General features: G+C 70.1%; 17 protein-coding genes. 10 read left to right on the forward strand and 7 right to left on the reverse strand.

The window, feature by feature from the left end; translation table 11 throughout:
- Nucleotides 1-690 precede the first annotated feature (690 nt).
- Nucleotides 691-981 (reverse strand): BolA family protein, encoded by a 291-nt coding sequence (locus ABDW35_RS14520; RefSeq protein ID WP_343714589.1) that lies wholly within the window; start codon nucleotides 979-981, stop codon nucleotides 691-693.
- A gap of 192 nt (nucleotides 982-1,173) precedes the next feature.
- Here ABDW35_RS14520 and ABDW35_RS14525 point away from each other — a divergent pair, with 192 nt between their 5' ends.
- The 6 genes from ABDW35_RS14525 to ABDW35_RS14550 all read left to right on the forward strand — a co-directional run bounded on the left by ABDW35_RS14525 (nucleotide 1,174) and on the right by ABDW35_RS14550 (nucleotide 7,386).
- Complete coding sequence (locus ABDW35_RS14525) at nucleotides 1,174-1,755, forward strand: J domain-containing protein (protein ID WP_343714590.1); 582 nt, start codon at nucleotides 1,174-1,176, stop codon at nucleotides 1,753-1,755.
- A 33-nt stretch (nucleotides 1,756-1,788) separates the two neighbouring features.
- Complete coding sequence (cobS, locus tag ABDW35_RS14530) at nucleotides 1,789-2,769, forward strand: cobaltochelatase subunit CobS (RefSeq protein ID WP_343714591.1); 981 nt, start codon at nucleotides 1,789-1,791, stop codon at nucleotides 2,767-2,769.
- Nucleotides 2,770-2,904: 135 nt separating this feature from the next.
- Nucleotides 2,905-4,761, forward strand: coding sequence for a cobaltochelatase subunit CobT (gene cobT / locus ABDW35_RS14535; protein ID WP_343714592.1), 1,857 nt, complete (start codon nucleotides 2,905-2,907; stop codon nucleotides 4,759-4,761).
- A 385-nt stretch (nucleotides 4,762-5,146) separates the two neighbouring features.
- Nucleotides 5,147-6,328, forward strand: coding sequence for a helix-turn-helix transcriptional regulator (locus ABDW35_RS14540; RefSeq protein WP_343714593.1), 1,182 nt, complete (start codon nucleotides 5,147-5,149; stop codon nucleotides 6,326-6,328).
- 69 nt (nucleotides 6,329-6,397) lie between these two features.
- Nucleotides 6,398-6,943 carry a GNAT family N-acetyltransferase gene (locus ABDW35_RS14545; protein WP_343714594.1) on the forward strand — a complete coding sequence of 182 codons (546 nt, stop codon included), beginning with the start codon at nucleotides 6,398-6,400 and terminating at the stop codon, nucleotides 6,941-6,943.
- A complete protein-coding gene (locus tag ABDW35_RS14550; protein WP_343714595.1) occupies nucleotides 6,940-7,386 on the forward strand; it encodes an acetyltransferase in 447 nt (148 codons plus the stop codon). The genes ABDW35_RS14545 and ABDW35_RS14550 overlap by 4 nt, the downstream gene beginning before the upstream one ends.
- Here ABDW35_RS14550 and ABDW35_RS14555 read toward each other — a convergent pair.
- Complete coding sequence (locus tag ABDW35_RS14555) at nucleotides 7,383-7,868, reverse strand: GNAT family N-acetyltransferase (RefSeq protein WP_343714596.1); 486 nt, start codon at nucleotides 7,866-7,868, stop codon at nucleotides 7,383-7,385. The genes ABDW35_RS14550 and ABDW35_RS14555 overlap by 4 nt on opposite strands.
- Before the next feature lie 244 nt (nucleotides 7,869-8,112).
- On the opposite strand from ABDW35_RS14555, the gene ABDW35_RS14560 reads away from it, so the two are divergent.
- The 3 genes from ABDW35_RS14560 (at nucleotide 8,113) to murI (ending at nucleotide 11,097) form a co-directional block, all read left to right on the forward strand.
- A complete protein-coding gene (locus ABDW35_RS14560; RefSeq protein ID WP_343714597.1) occupies nucleotides 8,113-8,724 on the forward strand; it encodes a PadR family transcriptional regulator in 612 nt (203 codons plus the stop codon).
- A gap of 196 nt (nucleotides 8,725-8,920) precedes the next feature.
- Nucleotides 8,921-10,135 (forward strand): FAD-dependent monooxygenase, encoded by a 1,215-nt coding sequence (locus tag ABDW35_RS14565; RefSeq protein WP_343714598.1) that lies wholly within the window; start codon nucleotides 8,921-8,923, stop codon nucleotides 10,133-10,135.
- Nucleotides 10,132-11,097 carry a glutamate racemase gene (gene murI, locus ABDW35_RS14570; protein ID WP_343714599.1) on the forward strand — a complete coding sequence of 322 codons (966 nt, stop codon included), beginning with the start codon at nucleotides 10,132-10,134 and terminating at the stop codon, nucleotides 11,095-11,097. Before ABDW35_RS14565 ends, murI begins: the two co-directional genes overlap by 4 nt.
- Nucleotides 11,098-11,166: 69 nt before the next feature.
- Here murI and ABDW35_RS14575 read toward each other — a convergent pair whose 3' ends face one another.
- On the reverse strand, nucleotides 11,167-12,066 hold the full coding sequence (locus tag ABDW35_RS14575; protein ID WP_343714600.1) for an SDR family oxidoreductase: 900 nt from the start codon (nucleotides 12,064-12,066) through the stop codon (nucleotides 11,167-11,169).
- A 28-nt stretch (nucleotides 12,067-12,094) separates the two neighbouring features.
- Nucleotides 12,095-12,835 carry an SDR family oxidoreductase gene (locus tag ABDW35_RS14580; RefSeq protein ID WP_343714601.1) on the reverse strand — a complete coding sequence of 247 codons (741 nt, stop codon included), beginning with the start codon at nucleotides 12,833-12,835 and terminating at the stop codon, nucleotides 12,095-12,097.
- 108 nt (nucleotides 12,836-12,943) lie between these two features.
- Between ABDW35_RS14580 and ABDW35_RS14585 the strand changes: the two genes are divergently transcribed.
- Nucleotides 12,944-13,852: a LysR family transcriptional regulator gene (locus tag ABDW35_RS14585; RefSeq protein ID WP_343714602.1), complete on the forward strand. Its 909-nt coding sequence runs from the start codon at nucleotides 12,944-12,946 to the stop codon at nucleotides 13,850-13,852.
- Nucleotides 13,853-13,906: 54 nt separating this feature from the next.
- Here ABDW35_RS14585 and ABDW35_RS14590 read toward each other — a convergent pair whose 3' ends face one another.
- From ABDW35_RS14590 to ABDW35_RS14600, 3 genes are all read right to left on the reverse strand, one after another.
- A complete protein-coding gene (locus ABDW35_RS14590) occupies nucleotides 13,907-15,703 on the reverse strand; it encodes an ABC transporter ATP-binding protein (protein ID WP_343714603.1) in 1,797 nt (598 codons plus the stop codon).
- Between the two features lie 418 nt (nucleotides 15,704-16,121).
- On the reverse strand, nucleotides 16,122-16,736 hold the full coding sequence (locus ABDW35_RS14595; RefSeq protein WP_343714604.1) for a hypothetical protein: 615 nt from the start codon (nucleotides 16,734-16,736) through the stop codon (nucleotides 16,122-16,124).
- A gap of 141 nt (nucleotides 16,737-16,877) precedes the next feature.
- A complete protein-coding gene (locus ABDW35_RS14600; RefSeq protein ID WP_343714605.1) occupies nucleotides 16,878-17,123 on the reverse strand; it encodes a hypothetical protein in 246 nt (81 codons plus the stop codon).
- Nucleotides 17,124-17,153: the final 30 nt, after the last annotated feature.

The following is a 17,153-nucleotide window of genomic DNA, read 5'->3' on the forward strand; positions in this document are numbered from 1 at the left end:
GGCACCCTGGTGGCCGGAGGACGGGCCGGATGCCGGCCGCTACTGGCATCTCGACCAGAGCGACAAGGTCCCGGTCCAGGGCTGGTACGACATCGAGACCGGCGAACGGCTCGACGGCGCTCCCTGGCTGCTGAAGCCCGGCGGCGGGTGACCGCCCGGCCGGATGAGTCCTGACCCTATGAGCGCCGACCCTCTTGCCTCTCCTCCCCGGGCTTGACCCGGGGATCACGGGAGAGGTCGGAGGCGCTTGCGCCTCCGGGTGTTTTGTCGAGGCCAGGGCCTACCCTCACCCGTCCCGCTGCGCGAGCCCGACCTCTCCCGCCAGGCGAGACCTTTCGGAATAGCCGAAGCCATCCCTTTCTAGTCCCTCCTCCCCTCGCGGGAGGGGGCTAGGGGAGGGAGTTGTCGAGGACAAGCTTCGCGCGAATGGGCTCAGGAAACGATGTCGCGGGTGGGCCGGATCGTGGGCGGCTCTGGCCGCGCGAACCCCCTCCCCCTACCCCCCTCCCGCAAGGGGAGGGGGGACTCTTTTGCTTTCGCCGCGAGCGTCCGGGACGATCCGGGGAATTTCCGAAAAGGTCTCGCACGCGGGGGAGGCAATCTGTTCGTAGCCCCGCCGCCCCGATGGGTGGATGAACCGGACTTGCGAGAGGGAAGGGGGCGTGGCCTGCGCGCGACCGGGCCGAAGCGTCAGCCGCGGGCGCCCGCCCGCTCCGCCTCCTCCGGTGTCCGGGTGGTCAGCGACAAAGCGTGCACCCGGTCCTGCAGCTCGGCCGCCAGCAGGTCGTAGACCACCCGCTGGCGCTCGACCCGCGAGCGGCCCTCGAAGGCGGCGGAGACGATCAGCACCCGGAAATGGCTCTCGCCCTTTCCGTCATGCCCGGCATGCCCGGCATGGCGGTGGCTGTCGTCGATGATCTCGAGCTGGGCCGGGGCCAGCGCCTCCTCGATCTTGCGGCGCATGCGGTCGGCGATCTGCATCGGTCCTCTCCTCCATCGGGCCCCCGGCTGACGGCGAAGGGTGATAGCAGAGGCGGCGCGGCGACGGGAGACGGTCGCTCCATCTTCCCAATATTCCCATATGACGCAAGCCCCGATGCTGCGACACGAGGGCAGGGCAGATTTCCGCCGCCTCGACTTGTCAGGCGAAAACGCCCTCCCCATACTCGCAGCATGGCCACCGCGAACCGCAGATTCGACCGGGCATTCGAGGAGCCGGCGCCCGCAGCGCGCCGTTGCGACCACCCGGGCTGTGCCTGCGCCGGAGAGTTCCGGGCCCCGAAATCGCGGCAGCATCTGAACGACTACTGGTGGTTCTGCCTGGAGCATGTGCGGGAGTACAACCGCAGCTGGAACTACTACCAGGGCATGAGCGCGGACCAGATCGAGCGCGAGGCCCGGCGCGACACGGTGTGGGACCGGCCGACCTGGCCGATGGGCTCCTGGCGGGCCGAGCAGCGGCTGCGCGCCAAGATCTATCAAAGCTTCGCCGAGGGCGCGGGCGACAACCCGTTCCATGCCGGCCGCGAGGCGCAGGAGGAGGCCAAGCAGGGCCGCCCGCTGACCGAGCAGGAGAGCGCGATGAAGACGCTCGAGCTCGCTCCTCCCTTCGACCTGAAAACCCTCAAGGCCCGCTACAAGACCCTTGTCAAACTGCATCACCCGGACGCCAATGGCGGTAGCCGCGACGCCGAGGAGAAGTTCAAGACCATCAACCACGCCTACAGCGTGCTGAAGGCCGGCTTCGCCTCCTGAACCGTATCCTGGAATTTGGACTTCGACTGGATCATGAGCGCTGACACCTCCACGACGCTGCCCGACATCAAGGTGTCCGTGCGGCAGACCTTCGGCATCGACAGCGACCTGCAGGTGCCCGCCTTCTCGTCCGCGACGCAGCACGTGCCGGAGGTCGACAGCGCCTACCGCTTCGACCGCGACACCACCATGGCCATCCTGGCCGGCTTCGCGCACAACCGCCGCGTCATGATCCAGGGCTATCACGGCACCGGCAAGTCGACCCATATCGAGCAGGTGGCCGCGCGGCTGAACTGGCCCTGCATCCGGGTGAACCTGGACAGTCACATCAGCCGCATCGACCTGGTCGGCAAGGATGCCATCGTGCTGCGCGACGGCAAGCAGGTGACCGAGTTCCGCGAGGGCATCCTGCCCTGGGCGCTGCAGAACCCCTGCGCCATCGTGTTCGACGAGTACGACGCCGGCCGGCCGGACGTGATGTTCGTGATCCAGCGCGTGCTGGAGGTCGAGGGCAAGCTGACCCTCTTGGACCAGAACCGGGTGATCCGCCCGCACCCGGCCTTCCGCATCTTCGCCACCGCCAACACCGTCGGCCTGGGCGACACCACCGGCCTGTATCACGGCACCCAGCAGATCAACCAGGGCCAGATGGACCGCTGGTCGATCGTCGCCACGCTGAACTACCTGCCGCATGACGCCGAGGTCGAGATCGTCCTGGCCAAGGTGCCGGACTTCGACAATGAGGACGGCCGCGCCAAGGTCAACGCCATGGTCCGCCTGGCCGACCTGACCCGCGCCGGCTTCATCGGCGGCGACATCTCCACCGTCATGTCGCCGCGCACGGTGATCACCTGGGCCGAGAACTCGCGCATCTTCGGCGATGTCGGCTTCGCCTTCCGCCTGACCTTCCTGAACAAATGCGACGAGGTCGAGCGCTCGACCGTGGCCGAGTATTACCAGCGCTGCTTCGGCACCGAGCTGCCGGAAAGCGGCGTCCGCGCCCATCTGGCGTGATGGTTGCATTTTGCTGTCATGCCCGGGCTTGACCCGGGCATCCAGAGTCTGTCGAGACCCACTGGATTGCCGGGTCAAGCCCGGCAATGACAGACTGAGGAAAGAACGGCGAAAGCCGTAGAGACGAAGCAGGCGATGCCCCAGGACGACAGCCCGATCGAGGTGTTCAAGCGCGCCACCACGGCGACGGTGCGGGCCATTTCCGAGCGCCCCGACGTTACCGTGGCCTATTCCAGCGAGCCGGCCGGCGTCGCCGGCACCCGGGCGCGGCTGCCGCAGCCCTCGCGCCTGCTGACCTCGGCCGAGGTGGCCAAGGTGCGCGGCGCCGCCGATGCCGTGGCGCTGCGCCTGCGCCATCACAACGCCAAGCTGCACGCCGCCCGCATGCCGCCGGGCGAGGCGGCCCGCGCCGCCTTCGAGGCGCTGGAGCAGGCGCGCTGCGAGGCGATCGGATCCACCCAGATGGCCGGCGTCGCCGGCAACCTCGCGGCGGCGCTGGACGAGCGCTTCAAGCGCCAGGGGCTGGACCGCGTCACCGAGCGCGAGCAGGTGCCGCTGGCCGAGGCGGTGCGCCTGGCCGCGCGCGAGGCGATGACCGGCGAGAAGCCGCCGCCGAACGCCCGACACGCCGCCGATCTGTGGAAGTCCTGGCTGGAGAGCCGGATCGGCCGCTCGCTGCACGAACTGGCCGATGCCATGGACGACCAGGAGGCCTATGCCCGCTGCGCCAAGCACCTGCTCTCCGAGCTCGACATCGATGTCGGGCAGGAGGACGAGACGCAGGAGGACGAGGAGGGCGAGGACGAGGACAAGTCCGAGGGCGAGCAGCCGGAGGAGCAGGGCCGCGAGGGCGAGCAGGTCAGCGCCGAGGCCGATGACAGCGACAGCGACCCGGAGAGCGGCGACGAGACCGACGCCGAGGGCGCCGAGCAGGAGGAGGCGTCGGAGGATTCCGACGAGTTCTCGACCGAGGACACCGAGGCGCCGGGCCAGCCCTGGCGCGACGACCAGACCGGGTCGCTGGACCCGAACGGCCTGAACTACAAGGCCTTCACCACCCAGTTCGACGAGATGGTGTCGGCCGAGGATCTGTGCGACGCCGACGAGCTGTCGCGGCTGCGGCTGATGCTGGACCAGCAGCTGCAGCACCTGCAGGGCGTGATCGCCAAGCTGGCCAACCGGCTGCAGCGCAAGCTGATGGCCAAGCAGACCCGGTCCTGGGATTTCGACCTGGAGGAGGGCATCCTCGACGCCGCCCGCCTGGCCCGCGTCGTCATCAACCCGCTGACGCCGCTGTCCTTCAAGATGGAGCAGGACACCGATTTCCGCGACACGGTGGTGACGCTGCTGATCGACAATTCCGGGTCGATGCGCGGCCGGCCGATCACCATCGCCGCGATCGCCGCCGACATCCTGGCGCGGACGCTGGAGCGCTGCGGCGTAAAGGTCGAGATCCTCGGCTTCACCACCCGCGCCTGGAAGGGCGGCATGGCGCGCGAGCGCTGGATCCAACAGAGCAAGCCGCAGAATCCGGGCCGGCTGAACGACCTGCGCCACATCATCTACAAGGCCGCCGACGCGCCCTGGCGACGGGCCCGCAAGAATCTGGGCCTGATGCTGCGCGAGGGCGTGCTGAAGGAGAATATCGACGGCGAGGCGCTGCTGTGGGCCCACAACCGCATCGTCGGCCGGCCGGAGCAGCGGCGGATCCTGATGGTGATCTCCGACGGCGCCCCGGTCGACGATTCGACGCTGTCGGTCAACCCCGGCAACTATCTCGAGCGGCACCTGAAGCAGGTGATCGAATACATCGAGCGCTGGTCGCCGGTGGAGCTGGTGGCGATCGGCATCGGCCATGACGTCACCCGCTACTATCGCCGCGCCGTCACCATCGTCGACGCCGAGCAGTTGGGCGGCACCATGATCGACAAGCTGGCCGAGCTGTTCGACGAGGAGCTGAAGAAGGCCGTCGCGATGCGCCGGGCGGGCTGAGCGCTCCAGGCGTTATCGACACACCGATGGCAAAGGCGGCCACACCCCAGTGGCCGCCTTTGTCATGCCCAGCGCCCCGGCTTCGCCGCCGCGAGTCCACACCGATGCCACAATAAAAGTGCTTATCATGGCATCAGCAAAAACACTGTATGATCGCATGATCGAGAAAGACGCAGTTTGGTTGCTGTGTCGATCTCGTGAGATTTTGTTCTATTCCAGAAACGGGGCAGGCTCGACTATCGGCGTATTTTCCTGCCCATAGGATATTTTTGGAGCACGGGATGCCGGCATGCCATGATCGACACGGGGGCGACGCGCATGTGACGGTTCGCTGCGCCTCGGCGCGCCGCTTCGGCGGAGCGGACCTCAGCAACGGAGGGTCCGAGTGAGTGCGGGCGCGCAGGTGATCCTGCGGACCGTGCAGCGGATCTACGATGCCGCGATGGAGCCGCAGGACTGGCCGAACTGCCTGGATTCGGTGCGCGACCTGGTCGGCGGCTCGCATGCCGTGTTCACCACCACGACCGCCGACGGCGTCCAGCTCGCCACCTGTTCGCGCATGGATGTGCGGCGGCATGGCGAGCGCTGCGACCAGATCCTGCACAGCGACTTCTGGGCCGAGCAGATGCGCCGATTCCCCACTGGCGCCGCGCGCACCCAATCCTCCCTGGTCCCGGTCCCGGATTATGAGCGGACGGATTTCTACCAGCAGCTGATCCGGCCGATCGGCGGCGGGCTGGCCGCCGTGGCTGTGCCGTGGCGCGGCCCGTCCAGCTGGACGGCGATCCGCGTGTGCCGGCCGCTGCATGAGCGCGATTTCGGCCCGGAGGAGCTGAACCGGCTGCAGGCGCTGGTGCCGCACCTGGCCAAGGCCGGCAAGCTGAACCGCCGCCTGGCCAGCGTCGACCCGCGCGCCACCGGCGCCCTGGCGGCGATCGACGCGCTGGGGCTGGGCCTGATCCTGCTGGACCGGCACGGCCGGCCGGCCTATCGCAACGAGCGGGCCGAGGCGATCATCGCCGCGCGCGACGGGCTGCTGGCCGACGCCTATGGCATCGCCACCACCCTGCCGGCCCAGACCCGGGCGCTGCACCAGGCGATCACCGCGGCGACGCTGCTGGCGGGGGGCGGCCCGGACGCCGCCGACGATGCGCTGACCCGCACCGCCGCGGCGATGCTGCGCATCCCGGTGTCCCGCCGGCCGCCGAACGGGCCGCTGATCCTGACCGTGGTGCCGGCACCGACGCCCGGCCACGGCGCCCCCCAGGGCGAGCCGGGAGCGGTGGCGGTGCTGATCTCCGACCCCGACCGCCGCAGCCGCATCGATACGGCCGGCCTGGCCAGCGCCTATGGCCTGACCCGGCGCGAATCCGACCTGGCGGCGCTGATCGCCGACGGCTTCGGCCCGGCCGAGGCGGCGGAGAGCCTGGGCATCTCCATCGGCACCGCCCGGCACTATCTGAAGCAGGTGTTCGAGAAGACCGAAACGCACCGCCAGGCCGAGCTGGTGCGCCTGCTGCTGCACAGCTTCGTCGCCCCCGATTCCGGCGCGGCGTCCGGCCGGTGAGCCGACCGGCGGCTTGACCGGCCGACCCGGATCGGGCCTGCTGCGCCCCCATGATTCAGGAGGCGCGCGATGTCGGAACCCGTTCTGGAGACCGCCCGGCTGATCCTGCGCCCGACCCGCGCCGAGGATTTCGAAGACTGGGCCGCGTTCATGGCCGATCCGGAGGCCGCCCGCTTCATCGGCGGCGTCCAGCCGCGCACCGTAACCTGGCGGATTTTCCTGGTGACTGCCGGAGCCTGGGCGATGCAGGGCTTCTCCATGTTCTCGGTGATCGAGAAGGCGACCGGCCGCTGGGTCGGCCGGCTCGGCCCCTGGCAGCCGGAGGGCTGGCCGGGCACCGAGGTCGGCTGGGGCCTGAGCCGTGCCGCCTGGGGCAAGGGGTATGCCACCGAGGGTGCTGCGGCGGCGATCGACTGGGCCTTCGACCATCTCGGCTGGACCGAGGTGATCCACTGCATCGCGCCGGACAACGAGCCGTCCAAGGCGGTGGCGCGCCGGCTGGGCTCGCGCTTCCGCGGCCTTGGCCGGCTGCCGGCGCCGATCGACACCGAGGTCGAGATCTGGGGCCAGACCCGCGCGGAATGGCGCCGCCGCGCCGCAGGAGGCCGGTCGTGAGCATCACGATCCGCCCGGGCCGGCCGGAAGACCATCCGGCCCTGCTGGAGATCTGGCTGCGCGCCGTGCGCGCCACACACGACTTCCTGACCGAGGCCGAGATCCAGGCGATGCTGCCGCTGCTGCGCGACCAGTATCTGGCGGCGGTCGAACTGTGGGTGGCGGCCGGGCCGGACGGTACGCCGGAGGGCTTCATGGGGCTGGACGGGTCGAAGGTCGAGATGCTGTTCGTCGACCCCGACCGGCACGGCCGCGGCACCGGCCGCAGGCTGCTGGCCCATGCCGCGGCGCTGAAGGGCGACCTGACGCTGGACGTCAACGAGCAGAACCCGGGCGCCCTGGCCTTCTACCGCAAATGCGGCTTCCGCCAGACCGGCCGGTCGCCGCTGGACGGCCAGGGCCAGCCTTTCCCACTGATCCACATGACCTCGGCGCCGCTCTAAGGCGCGACCGGCTTGCTCAGCCGGCGGGTGGTCGGCGCAAAGCCGGCCGCCTCGTAGCAGGCCACCGCCCCGGTATTGAACTCCCAGACGCCGAGCTCGAGGCTGGCGAGACCGCGGCCGCGCGCCCAGTCCTCGGCCCGGCGCAGCAGCAGCCCGGCGATGCCGCGGCGGCGGTGGCGGGGCATCACCACCAGGTTGTCGATCTCGACGATGCGGCGCTCCGGCCGCACCGGATTGGCCGGGATCGTCTTCTCGACCAGCGTGGCGAGGCCGGCCAGGACGCCGCCGTCATCGGCGACCAGGATAGTGCGGTCCGGCCCCGCGATCAGGCCGGCGATCAGCTCCGGGCTGCGCGCTGGGCCGTCGGGCTCGACGAACACGTCGGGCCGGACCTCGCGATGGAAGCGGTCGAGCTCGGCGAACAGGACGCAGAGGGCGGAATGCTCGTCCGGCCGGGCCGGGCGGATGATGACGGGCGGCATGTCGGGTCTCCTGGTGGCGCCGCGCGGCCCGGAGACCCCATATGGAAATGCCGCCGGAACCGGCGGCATGGGATGGGCATGAAATGTCGTCCCGCCGCGCTAGAGGAGCGGGGCACCGTATCGCGGAGCGGGGCGCGGACGACGAACCATGCCAGCAAGCTATCGGCGGGCCGGGCCGCGGTCAATCGCGGGCTGCCTATGGGTCGCCTGGACAATACTCGTAGACGGGTATACGGATACGGACATGAGCGACGCCGATCATCCATCCAATCCGCTGGCCCTCGCCGTGCTCGCCCTGCTGTTCGAGCGCGACATGCATCCCTATGAGATGGCGGCGACGATGAAGGAGCGCGGCAAGGAGAAGAGCATCAAGCTGCGCTACGGCTCGCTCTACACCGTGATCGCGGCGCTGCAGCGCGACGGGCTGATCGTGCCGCGCGAGACCGTGCGGGCGGGCAGACGGCCGGAGCGGACGGTGTTCGCCATCACCCCGGCGGGGACGGAGACGCTGACCCGCTGGATGACGGCGATGCTGGCGCGGCCGGCGAAGGAATACCCACTGTTCGAGGCCGGGCTGTCGTTGATGCCGGTGCTGGCGCCGGAAGCAGTCGCGCCGTTGCTGGAACAGCGCCTGGCCCGGCTGGACGCCGCGATCGCGGAGAGCCGGGCCGAGCTGGCCCGCGCCGCCGAGGCCGATCTGCCGGCGTTGTTCCTGGTCGAGCACGAATACGAGCTGGCGATGCTGGAGACGGAGCGGCGCTTCGTGGCCGGCCTTGCCGGCCGCATCCGCGACGGCAGCCTGGAGGGCCTGGCGCTCTGGCGCGGCTGGCACGCGGAACGGGAGGCGCGGCCATGAGCTGAGCACGATGGAAAAGCCCGGAGCGGTGCGCCAACACCACCCCGGGCCATCGCCCCAAGCACCGGCAAGGCCTGCGCCCGAGGACCGACATCGAAGGCTAGCAGGCCGCGCCGCCCGAAACCAGCCGCCCGCCCCCGGGCGGCCTGAGCGCATCCAGCCGCCCGGAGGGCGGCGGCGCGCCTGCGGAGAGCCCATGCCTGCTTCACCCCATGTCCTGGTCATCGGCGGCGGCATCGCCGGCCTGTCCCTGTCGCTGTTCCTGAAGAGGGCGGGCATCGCCGCCACCCTCTACGAGGCCTATCCGCAACGCACCGACATCGGCAGCGGGCTGCAGGTCGCCCCCAACGGCATGGCCGTGCTGGCCGAGCTGGGCCTCGCCGGCAGGGTGGCCGGGGCCGGCATCGCCTGCAACGGGATGGAGTTCCGCGACCAGCGCGGCGCCCGCTTCGCCGCCATGCCGATCGATGGCGCCGCCCTGCCGGCGGTGACCGTGAAGCGCGCCCGGCTGCACGAGATCCTGGCAGCGGCCGCGGCCCGCGAGGGCATCCCGGTCGAATACGGGCGCCGGCTGGCGGCGATCGAGGAGGATGCCGACGGCATCACCGCCCGCTTCGCCGATGGCGGCACGGCGCGGGGCGACCTGCTGGTCGGTGCCGACGGCATCCATTCGCGGACCCGTCGCCTGATCCTGCCCGACGCCCCCGCCCCGGCCTTCACCGGGCTGGTCGGCGTCGGCGGTTTCGTGCCGCGCGCCGCGCTGCCGCCGCCCACGCCGGCCGCCGAGGCGACAATGACCTTCTGCTTCGGCAGGCCCGGCGCGTTCTTCGGCCAAGCCTATGTCGACCAAGCCGACGCCGAGGGGCTGATGTGGTGGAGCGCGGTGGAGCGCGCCCGGCCGCTGGATGGCGACGATCGGGCGGCGCTGACGCTGGACCTCGTGCGGCGGCAACTGCTGGCTGCGGGCGACGGCTGGTTCGGCCCGGTGCGGGACATCCTGGCGGCGGCGACGGAGATGGCGCGGCCGATCGACATCTACGACATGCCGAGCCTGCCGCGCTGGTGGCGCGGCCGGGCCGTGCTGGTGGGCGACGCCGCCCATGCCGTCACCCCGCATTCCGGCCAGGGCGCCTCGCTGGCGCTGGAGGATGCGATCGCGCTGGCCCGGCAGCTTCGCGGCGCGCCGGCCGGCGCCGGGGCTATAGCCCACGCCTTCACCGGCTTCGAGCAGGAGCGGCGCCGGCGCGCCGAGCGGATCTGCGCGCTGGGCCGTCGCGCCGGCGACAGCACCAAGCGGAGCCGCGGCCCGGTGACAAGCCGGCTGCAGCGCCTGATGATGCCCTTGTTCCTGCGGCTGATGGCCGCCCGGCAGCGGTGCATCCACGGCTACCGCGTGCGCTGGGAGGGGTGACGCGGGTCGCCCTGCCGCCGAACGCCCCTGCCGAACGCCTTGAGAATGCCCTCGACATCCGCTACCGCCAGGGCAGGATCGCGGGGATGCGGATGATCGGGGTTTTCGATTCGGGACATGGCGGGCTGACGGTGCTGCGGGCGCTGACACGGCACCTGCCGCAGCAGCGCTTCCTCTATCTCGGCGATCACGGCCACGCCCCCTATGGCAACCGCGAGCCGGAGGAGATCTACCGCCTGACCGTGGCGGCGGTGGAGCGGCTGTTCGGCCAGGGCTGCCGGCTGGTGGTCCTGGCCTGCAACACTGCCGCCGCCACCGGCCTGCGCCGGCTGCAGCAGACCTGGCTGCCGCAGCATTTCCCCGACCGCCGGGTGATCGGCGTGCTGGTGCCGATGGTGGAGGCGATCACCGGCGTGCCCTGGATGGCCGATATTCGCACCGGCCGGCACCGGGGCGAGCCGCGCACCGTCGCCATCTTCGCCACCCGCCACACGGTGCGCACCGGCGCATTCGTCGAGGAGATCGGCAAGCGCGCGCCGGAGATCACGGTGATGCAGCAGGCCTGCCCGGTGCTGGTGACGCTGATCGAGCGGGCGGCGCCGGAGGCGGTGCTACGCCGCGCCGTGCGGCGCTACGCGGCCCTGCTGATGCGGCAGCTGAAGGGCGTGCCGCCGGATGCGGTGATCCTGGGCTGCACCCATTACCCGCTGGTCGCCGACCTGTTCGCCGAGGCGCTGCCACCGGGGGTCGAGGTGCTGTCCCAGCCGGACATCACCGCCCGCAGCCTGAAGGCCTATCTGCAGCGCCACCCGGAATTCGACACGGCCGGAGAGGCGGAAGCGCCGCCGCAGTTCTTCACCACCGGCGACGCCGCCCGGGTCTCCGCCCTCGCCACCCGCTTTTACGGCCGCCCGGCCCTGTTCCGCCCGATCGGGGCCGAGGCGCTGGCCGGGACGAGCTGAGGCTTGGCAGGCGGCCGGGCGCAGGGCGTTTCATAACCGCGAATCCAGGCGCCCTGACCGGGGCGGTGCTCAGCCAATCATGCGCGGCCTCAGGATGTCCTCCAGCCCGATCCGCCGCAGCAGCTCGGCCCGGACCCGGTCGGCGACGCCGTTGACGATCTCGGCGCCGTCCTGCGACGGGTCGATATGGACCCGGAACGGCCGCTGGCCGAAGGGCGTGTCGACCACCCTGACGATGGCATCGGCCACCGCTTGCGGGTCGGCGTCGGCCGGCTCCAGCGCCGCCAAGCCCTTGAAGGCGACCTCGCCGAAATCGGCGGTCGGGCCGCGGGCGTATTCCTCGGCCCGCGCCGTGTCGGCCGGCTGGCCGGAATGGGCGAAATGGTTGGTGCCCTTGGTGAAGGCGCCGGGGACGATGATCGAGGTCTCGATGCCCCAGCGCGCCAGTTCGCCGGCATAGCTGACCGCCATCGCGTCCATGCCCGCCTTGGCGGCGAAATACGGCGCCAGATAGGGCGGGGTGCCGCCGCGCGTGCTGCTGGACGAGACCCAGACCAGCAGCCCCCGGCCCTGCTTGCGCAGCTGCGGCAGGGCGGCGCGGTTGACCCGCTGGGTGCTGAGCACGTTGATGTCGTAAAGCTCGGCCAGCTGCTCCGGCGTGAAGGCCTCGGCCGGGCCGTAGACCATGTGGCCGGCATTGTGCACGATGACGTCGAGCCGGCCATTGTCGGCGATGATCTGCGCGATCGCCGCATCGGCTGAGGGCTGCGACGTGACGTCGAGCTCAATCGTGCGCAGGTCGACGCCGTTCTGCCGGGCATAGGCCGCGACCTCGGCCACCTGCGGCGCGTTGCGGCCGGCGGTGTCGCGCATGCTGGCATAGACGATGTGGCCGGCATGGGCCAAAGCGCGGGCAGCCATCAGGCCGAAGCCGCTGGACGCGCCGGTGACGACGATGACGGAACTCATGATCCGCTCCTGATGACGAGGGCTTGGTTCAGACGAGGCCGCCATTGGCGCGCAGGACCTGGCCGTTGACCCAGCCGCCCTGCGGGCCGGCGAGGAAGGAGACGACATTGGCGATGTCCTCCGGCGTGCCCAGCCGCTCCAGCGGGGCGGCCTTGGCGAGGCGGTCGACCAGCTCCGGCGACTTGCCGTTGAAGAACAGGTCGGTGGCCGTCGGGCCCGGGGCCACGGCGTTGACGCTGATGCCGCGGCCGCGCAGCTCCTTCGCCAGGATCCCGGTCAGCGCCTCGACCGCCGCCTTGGTGGCCGTATAGACGCCGTAGCTCTCGAGCTTGGTGCCGACGACGCTGGTCGAGAAATTGATGATCCGGCCACCGTCGCGCAGCCGCTTCGCAGCCTCGCGCAGGGTGTTGAAGGTGCCCTTCAGGTTGACCGCGACCGTCCGGTCGAATAGCGCGTCATCGGCGTCGGCGATCCGCGCCAGCTGCATGATCCCGGCGTTGTTCACCAGCACGTCGACGCCGCCATAGGCGGTCTCGGCCGCGTCGAACATGCGCCGCACCGCGGCGGGGTCGGCGACGTCGGCCTGGGCCGAGATGGCATGGCCGCCCGCCTGCTCGATCCTGCGGGCCAAGGCCTCGGCCGCCTCCGCATTGCCGGCATAGTTGATGACAACGGTGAAGCCGTCGCGGGCCAGCCGCTCGGCGATGGCGGCGCCGATGCCGCGAGAGGCGCCGGTGACGATGGCGACCTTGGTGTTCCGTTCGCTCATGATGTCCTCCGAACGATGTGATTGGCGTGAGTCCAAGATGCGCCTTCCTGACTTCCGGATAATCTGGTTTGCTTCGACATCATCGTTCAAATAGTGGGAACAATTCGGATGGACCGGCTCGATGCGATGCGGCTGTTCCTGCGCGTGGTCGAGCGACGCAGCTTCTCGCTGGCGGCGCAGGATCTCGGCCTGCCACGGTCGACCGCGACCGAGGGCGTCAAGCAGCTGGAGGCGCGGCTGGGCGTGCGGCTGCTGCAGCGGACCACGCGGCAGGTCCGCCCGACTCTGGACGGCGAGGCCTATTACCAGCGCTGCCTGTCGATCCTGGCGGATATCGAGGAGGCCGAGGCCGCCTTCACCGGCGCCAGGCCGAAGGGGCTGCTGCGCGTGAACGTGCACGGCATCCTGGCCCGGTCCTTCATGATGCCGGGCCTGCCCCGGTTCCTGGAGGAATACCCGGACATCCAGATCCATTTCGGCGAGGGCGACCGCTTCGTCGACCTGGTGCGCGAGGGGGTGGACTGCGTGCTGCGGGTTGGACAGCCCGCCGACAGCACGCTGATCGGCCGGCGCATCGCGGTGCTGGCGGAGGGCACCTTCGCCACCCCGGCCTATCTGGAGCGCTTCGGCACCCCGCGCACGCTGGACGACCTCGCGAGCCACCGCATGGTCGGCTTCCTGTCCTCCGCCACCGGCGCGCTGATGCCGCTGGAGTTCATGGCCGATGGCGCCCGGCGCGACATCACGCTGCCGGTGACGGTGTCAGCGGCCGGCGCCGAGATCTATTTCGCCGCCGGCCGGCTGGGGCTGGGGCTGATCCAGCTGCCGCGCTACCGCCTGGCGGACGACCTCGCGGCCGGCACCATGGTCGAGGTGCTGGCCGACATGCCGCCCGCCCCCTCGCCGGTCTATGTGCTGTACCCGCACAGCCGGCAGCTGTCGCCCCGGGTGCGGGTGTTCATCGACTGGCTGGCGGCGGAGTTCGCGGCCCGGCTGCCCTCGGCGGAAGGCAGCTAGAGCACAGGAGGCGGCTTACGCCGCCTCCTCCTGGCAGTGGAGGTTAGAGGCGGCTTACGCCGCCTCCTGGCCGTCGAGCAGCCCCATCGCCTGGTGCTCGAACAGTTCGCGGTAATGGCCGCCCTCGCGCTTCACCAGCTCGGCATGGGTGCCCTGCTCGACGATCCGGCCACGGTCGAACACCAGGATGCGGTCGACCTTCTGCACGGTCGACAGCCGGTGCGCGACGATGATCGTGGTGCGGCCGACGATCAGCTTCTCCACCGCCGCCTGGATCAGCGATTCCGACACGCTGTCCAGGCTGGACGTCGCCTCGTCCAGGATCAGGACCGGGGCGTCGGCCAGGATGGCGCGGGCCAGGGCCACGCGCTGGCGCTCGCCGCCCGACAGCTTCACCCCGCGCTCGCCGACCAGTGTCTCATAGCCCTGCGGCAGGCGGGCAATGAAGTCGTGAGCATAGGCCTGCTTCGCCGCGTCGATGATCTGCTCCATCGTCGCGTCCGGCCGGCCATAGGCGATATTCTCCGCCAGCGTGCGGTGGAACAGCACCGGCTCCTGCGGCACCAAGGCGATCTGGCGGCGCAGGCTTTCCTGCGTCACCGCGGCGACGTCCTGTCCATCGATGCGGATGGCGCCGCCGTTCAGGTCGTACAGGCGCTGCACCAGCTTGACGAAGGTGCTCTTGCCGCTGCCGGAATGGCCGACCAGGCCGATCCGCTCGCCCGGGGCGATGGTCAGGGTGAAGCCGTCATAGATCGGCTCCTTCTGCCCCTGGTAGCGGAAGGTGACCGCGTCGAAGTCGATCCGGCCGGCCTCGACCCTGATTTCCGGCGCCGCCGGCCGGTCCTCGACCCCGAGCGGCTGATCCATGAAGTCGACCAGCTCCTCCATGTCGTTGACCGCACGTTGCAGGTTGCGGACATGCATGCCCACGCCGCGCAGATAGCCATGGATCAGGGCATAGGTGCCGAGGATGTAGGTGATGTCGCCCGGCGTCGCCATTCCGCGGCCCCACAGCCACAGGCCGATGCCCAGCACCATGCCGTTCAGCCCCACCATGATCAGGTTCTGGGTGGTGCCGGAATTGGTGCCGCGGTGCCAAGTGCGGATGGTGCGCTGGCGCCAGGTCTCGACCGTGCGGGCGATGAAGGCATCCTCGCGCCGCTCGGCGCCGAAGGTCTTCACCACGGCGTTGCAGCCGATCGAATCCGCTAAGTTGCCGCCGAGCTTGGAGTCCATCTCGTTGGCCAGCCGCGCGGCGGGGGCCACGTAGCGCAGCACCAGCACCAGGCTGATCAGCAGGAACACGGCGACGCCGCAGGCCACCGCCGCGCCCATCAGCGGCCAGCGTGCCGCCAGGAGGGCGGTGGCGCCGAGCAGCACCAGGACCGACGGCAGCAGCTCGACCAGGATGACGTCGTTCAGCAGGTCCATCGCCCAGGTGCCGCGGTTGATCTTGCGGACCGTGGAGCCGGCGAAGCTGTTGGCGTGCCAGTCGGTGGAGAAGCGCTGGACGCGCCAGAACGCCTCCTGTGTCATCGCCTGCATGATCCGGGTGGTCAGCCGGATGATGGCGCGGAACACCGTGTCGCGCAGCGCCACATAGACGATGCCGAGCCCGATGATGGTCAGCAGCGCCGTGAGCGCGGCGTCGTAGCCACCGGGCCCCGAGGCGATGGCGTCGACCATGCGGCCGGCGAAGACCGGCAGCACCACGTCGATGGCGGTCGAGGCCAGCACGGCGCCGATCGCGACTGCAACCGGCAGCGGGTGGCGGCGCCAATGGCCGAGGCTGAAGCGCAGCACGCGCAGCAAAGGATTGTTCTGAGGGGTGGTCTGGTCTAGCGCCACGGTCGTTCCGACACCGCCGAAGCGGCATCCTCCCGGCTGAACGGTTCAGGCGAATCGGCGTGGGCGGGGCCCGTGCCGACGGCGATCTGAGGGTTTCGGGGTGGACGCTAGGGCGATTCAGGCCATCGGGCGTCCTGGGCGGGGTCCGGAGGCCCCCGGGGCCAGACCAGCCGGGAGCGCGGAGGCGGACCTACCTAATGACGGAGATCCGGGGAGCTGACGATGCGTGTCGATGCCACTGCAACTCCCCCTCTGCCGTTTCATGGACGCCGTTGATCCCACCGCGACGGGTGGGACGCTCTTGATAGCAGCGACAGAATGTTTCGGCAAGCCGTCATGGGAAGACAGTCGGCCGTAACGAAAAAGGGCCGCTCGCGCGGCCCTTTCCGGATGGATCGGCAAAAGAGAAAGCTGGTGCTTACGGCTTCTTCTTCGGCTTGACGGCAGGGGCCGCAGCCTTGTCGGTCGGCGCCGCCGCGGTCTGGGTCTTGGCCCCGACCTCGTTGTAGCGCGTGTGCAGAAGCTCGTAGGACTTGTTCAGATATTCGTCCAGCTGCTGCGGGGTGTACTTCACCACCTCGGCGAACTGGTCCTTGCGCGCCAGGCAGTAGGCGCCCTGCGTCATCCGCTGCATGCGCTGGGACTCGTCATTCGCCATCTTGGTGCGGTAGGTGTCGAACAGCCGCTGCCCGTTGCCCTTGTTGTACTTGGCCAGCAGCCTACCCAGCTTGTCCTGGGTGTCCAGGATCCGGTCGTCGTTGTTGACGACCCACTGGCTGAACGTCCGGAAGATGATCGGATCGTTGAACTCTTCCTTGCAGCTCAGCCCGGTGACCATCATCTCGGTCTGCAGCTTGACCAGCAGGTCGTAGCGGACCTCGGTCGGCGTCAGCTGCGCCTTGGGCGGCAGGTTGGCCGGCTGGTAGTTGCCGACATCGGGGAACAGGCCCCCCGTCTGTGGCTTCGGCGGCGTCGCATCCTGGCAGGCCGCCAGCGCCATGGCGGCCAACGTGGCCGCGGCAAAACCCTTCATCGTCCTCATCGGTACCCCCGCAGATCCATCCGCCCGCACTCTAGCGCAGAAGCCGGGCCGACAGAATCCGAAATGCGACCCGGCTCATATGATGCTTCAAGGGAGACCCTTATCTCATTGTGATGCATCAGTAAAGCGCGATCAGCCCTGGCTCAGCTCGAGGGCTTCCGCGCCTAGATCGGTGAGCTGCCAGGCCGGGTCGACCGCATCGGGGTCGAGGCAGGCGACCAGCTTTGCCCGGCCGGTCTCGCGCAGGGTGGCGCGCACCCGCCAGAGCGGCAGGCCGGCCGCCTCCGCCAGCCGGGCCGCGGTGTGCGGCACGGCCAACAGGGTCAGGCTGCGCTTCGCCACCTCGGTCAGGGTGCCGTCGGGATTGATGCAGGCCATGATCTACGCCCGGGCGGGCCGGATCAGCCC

The sequence above is a fragment of the Inquilinus sp. genome, assembly GCF_039594555.1.
Taxonomy (GTDB): Bacteria; Pseudomonadota; Alphaproteobacteria; order DSM-16000; family Inquilinaceae; genus Inquilinus.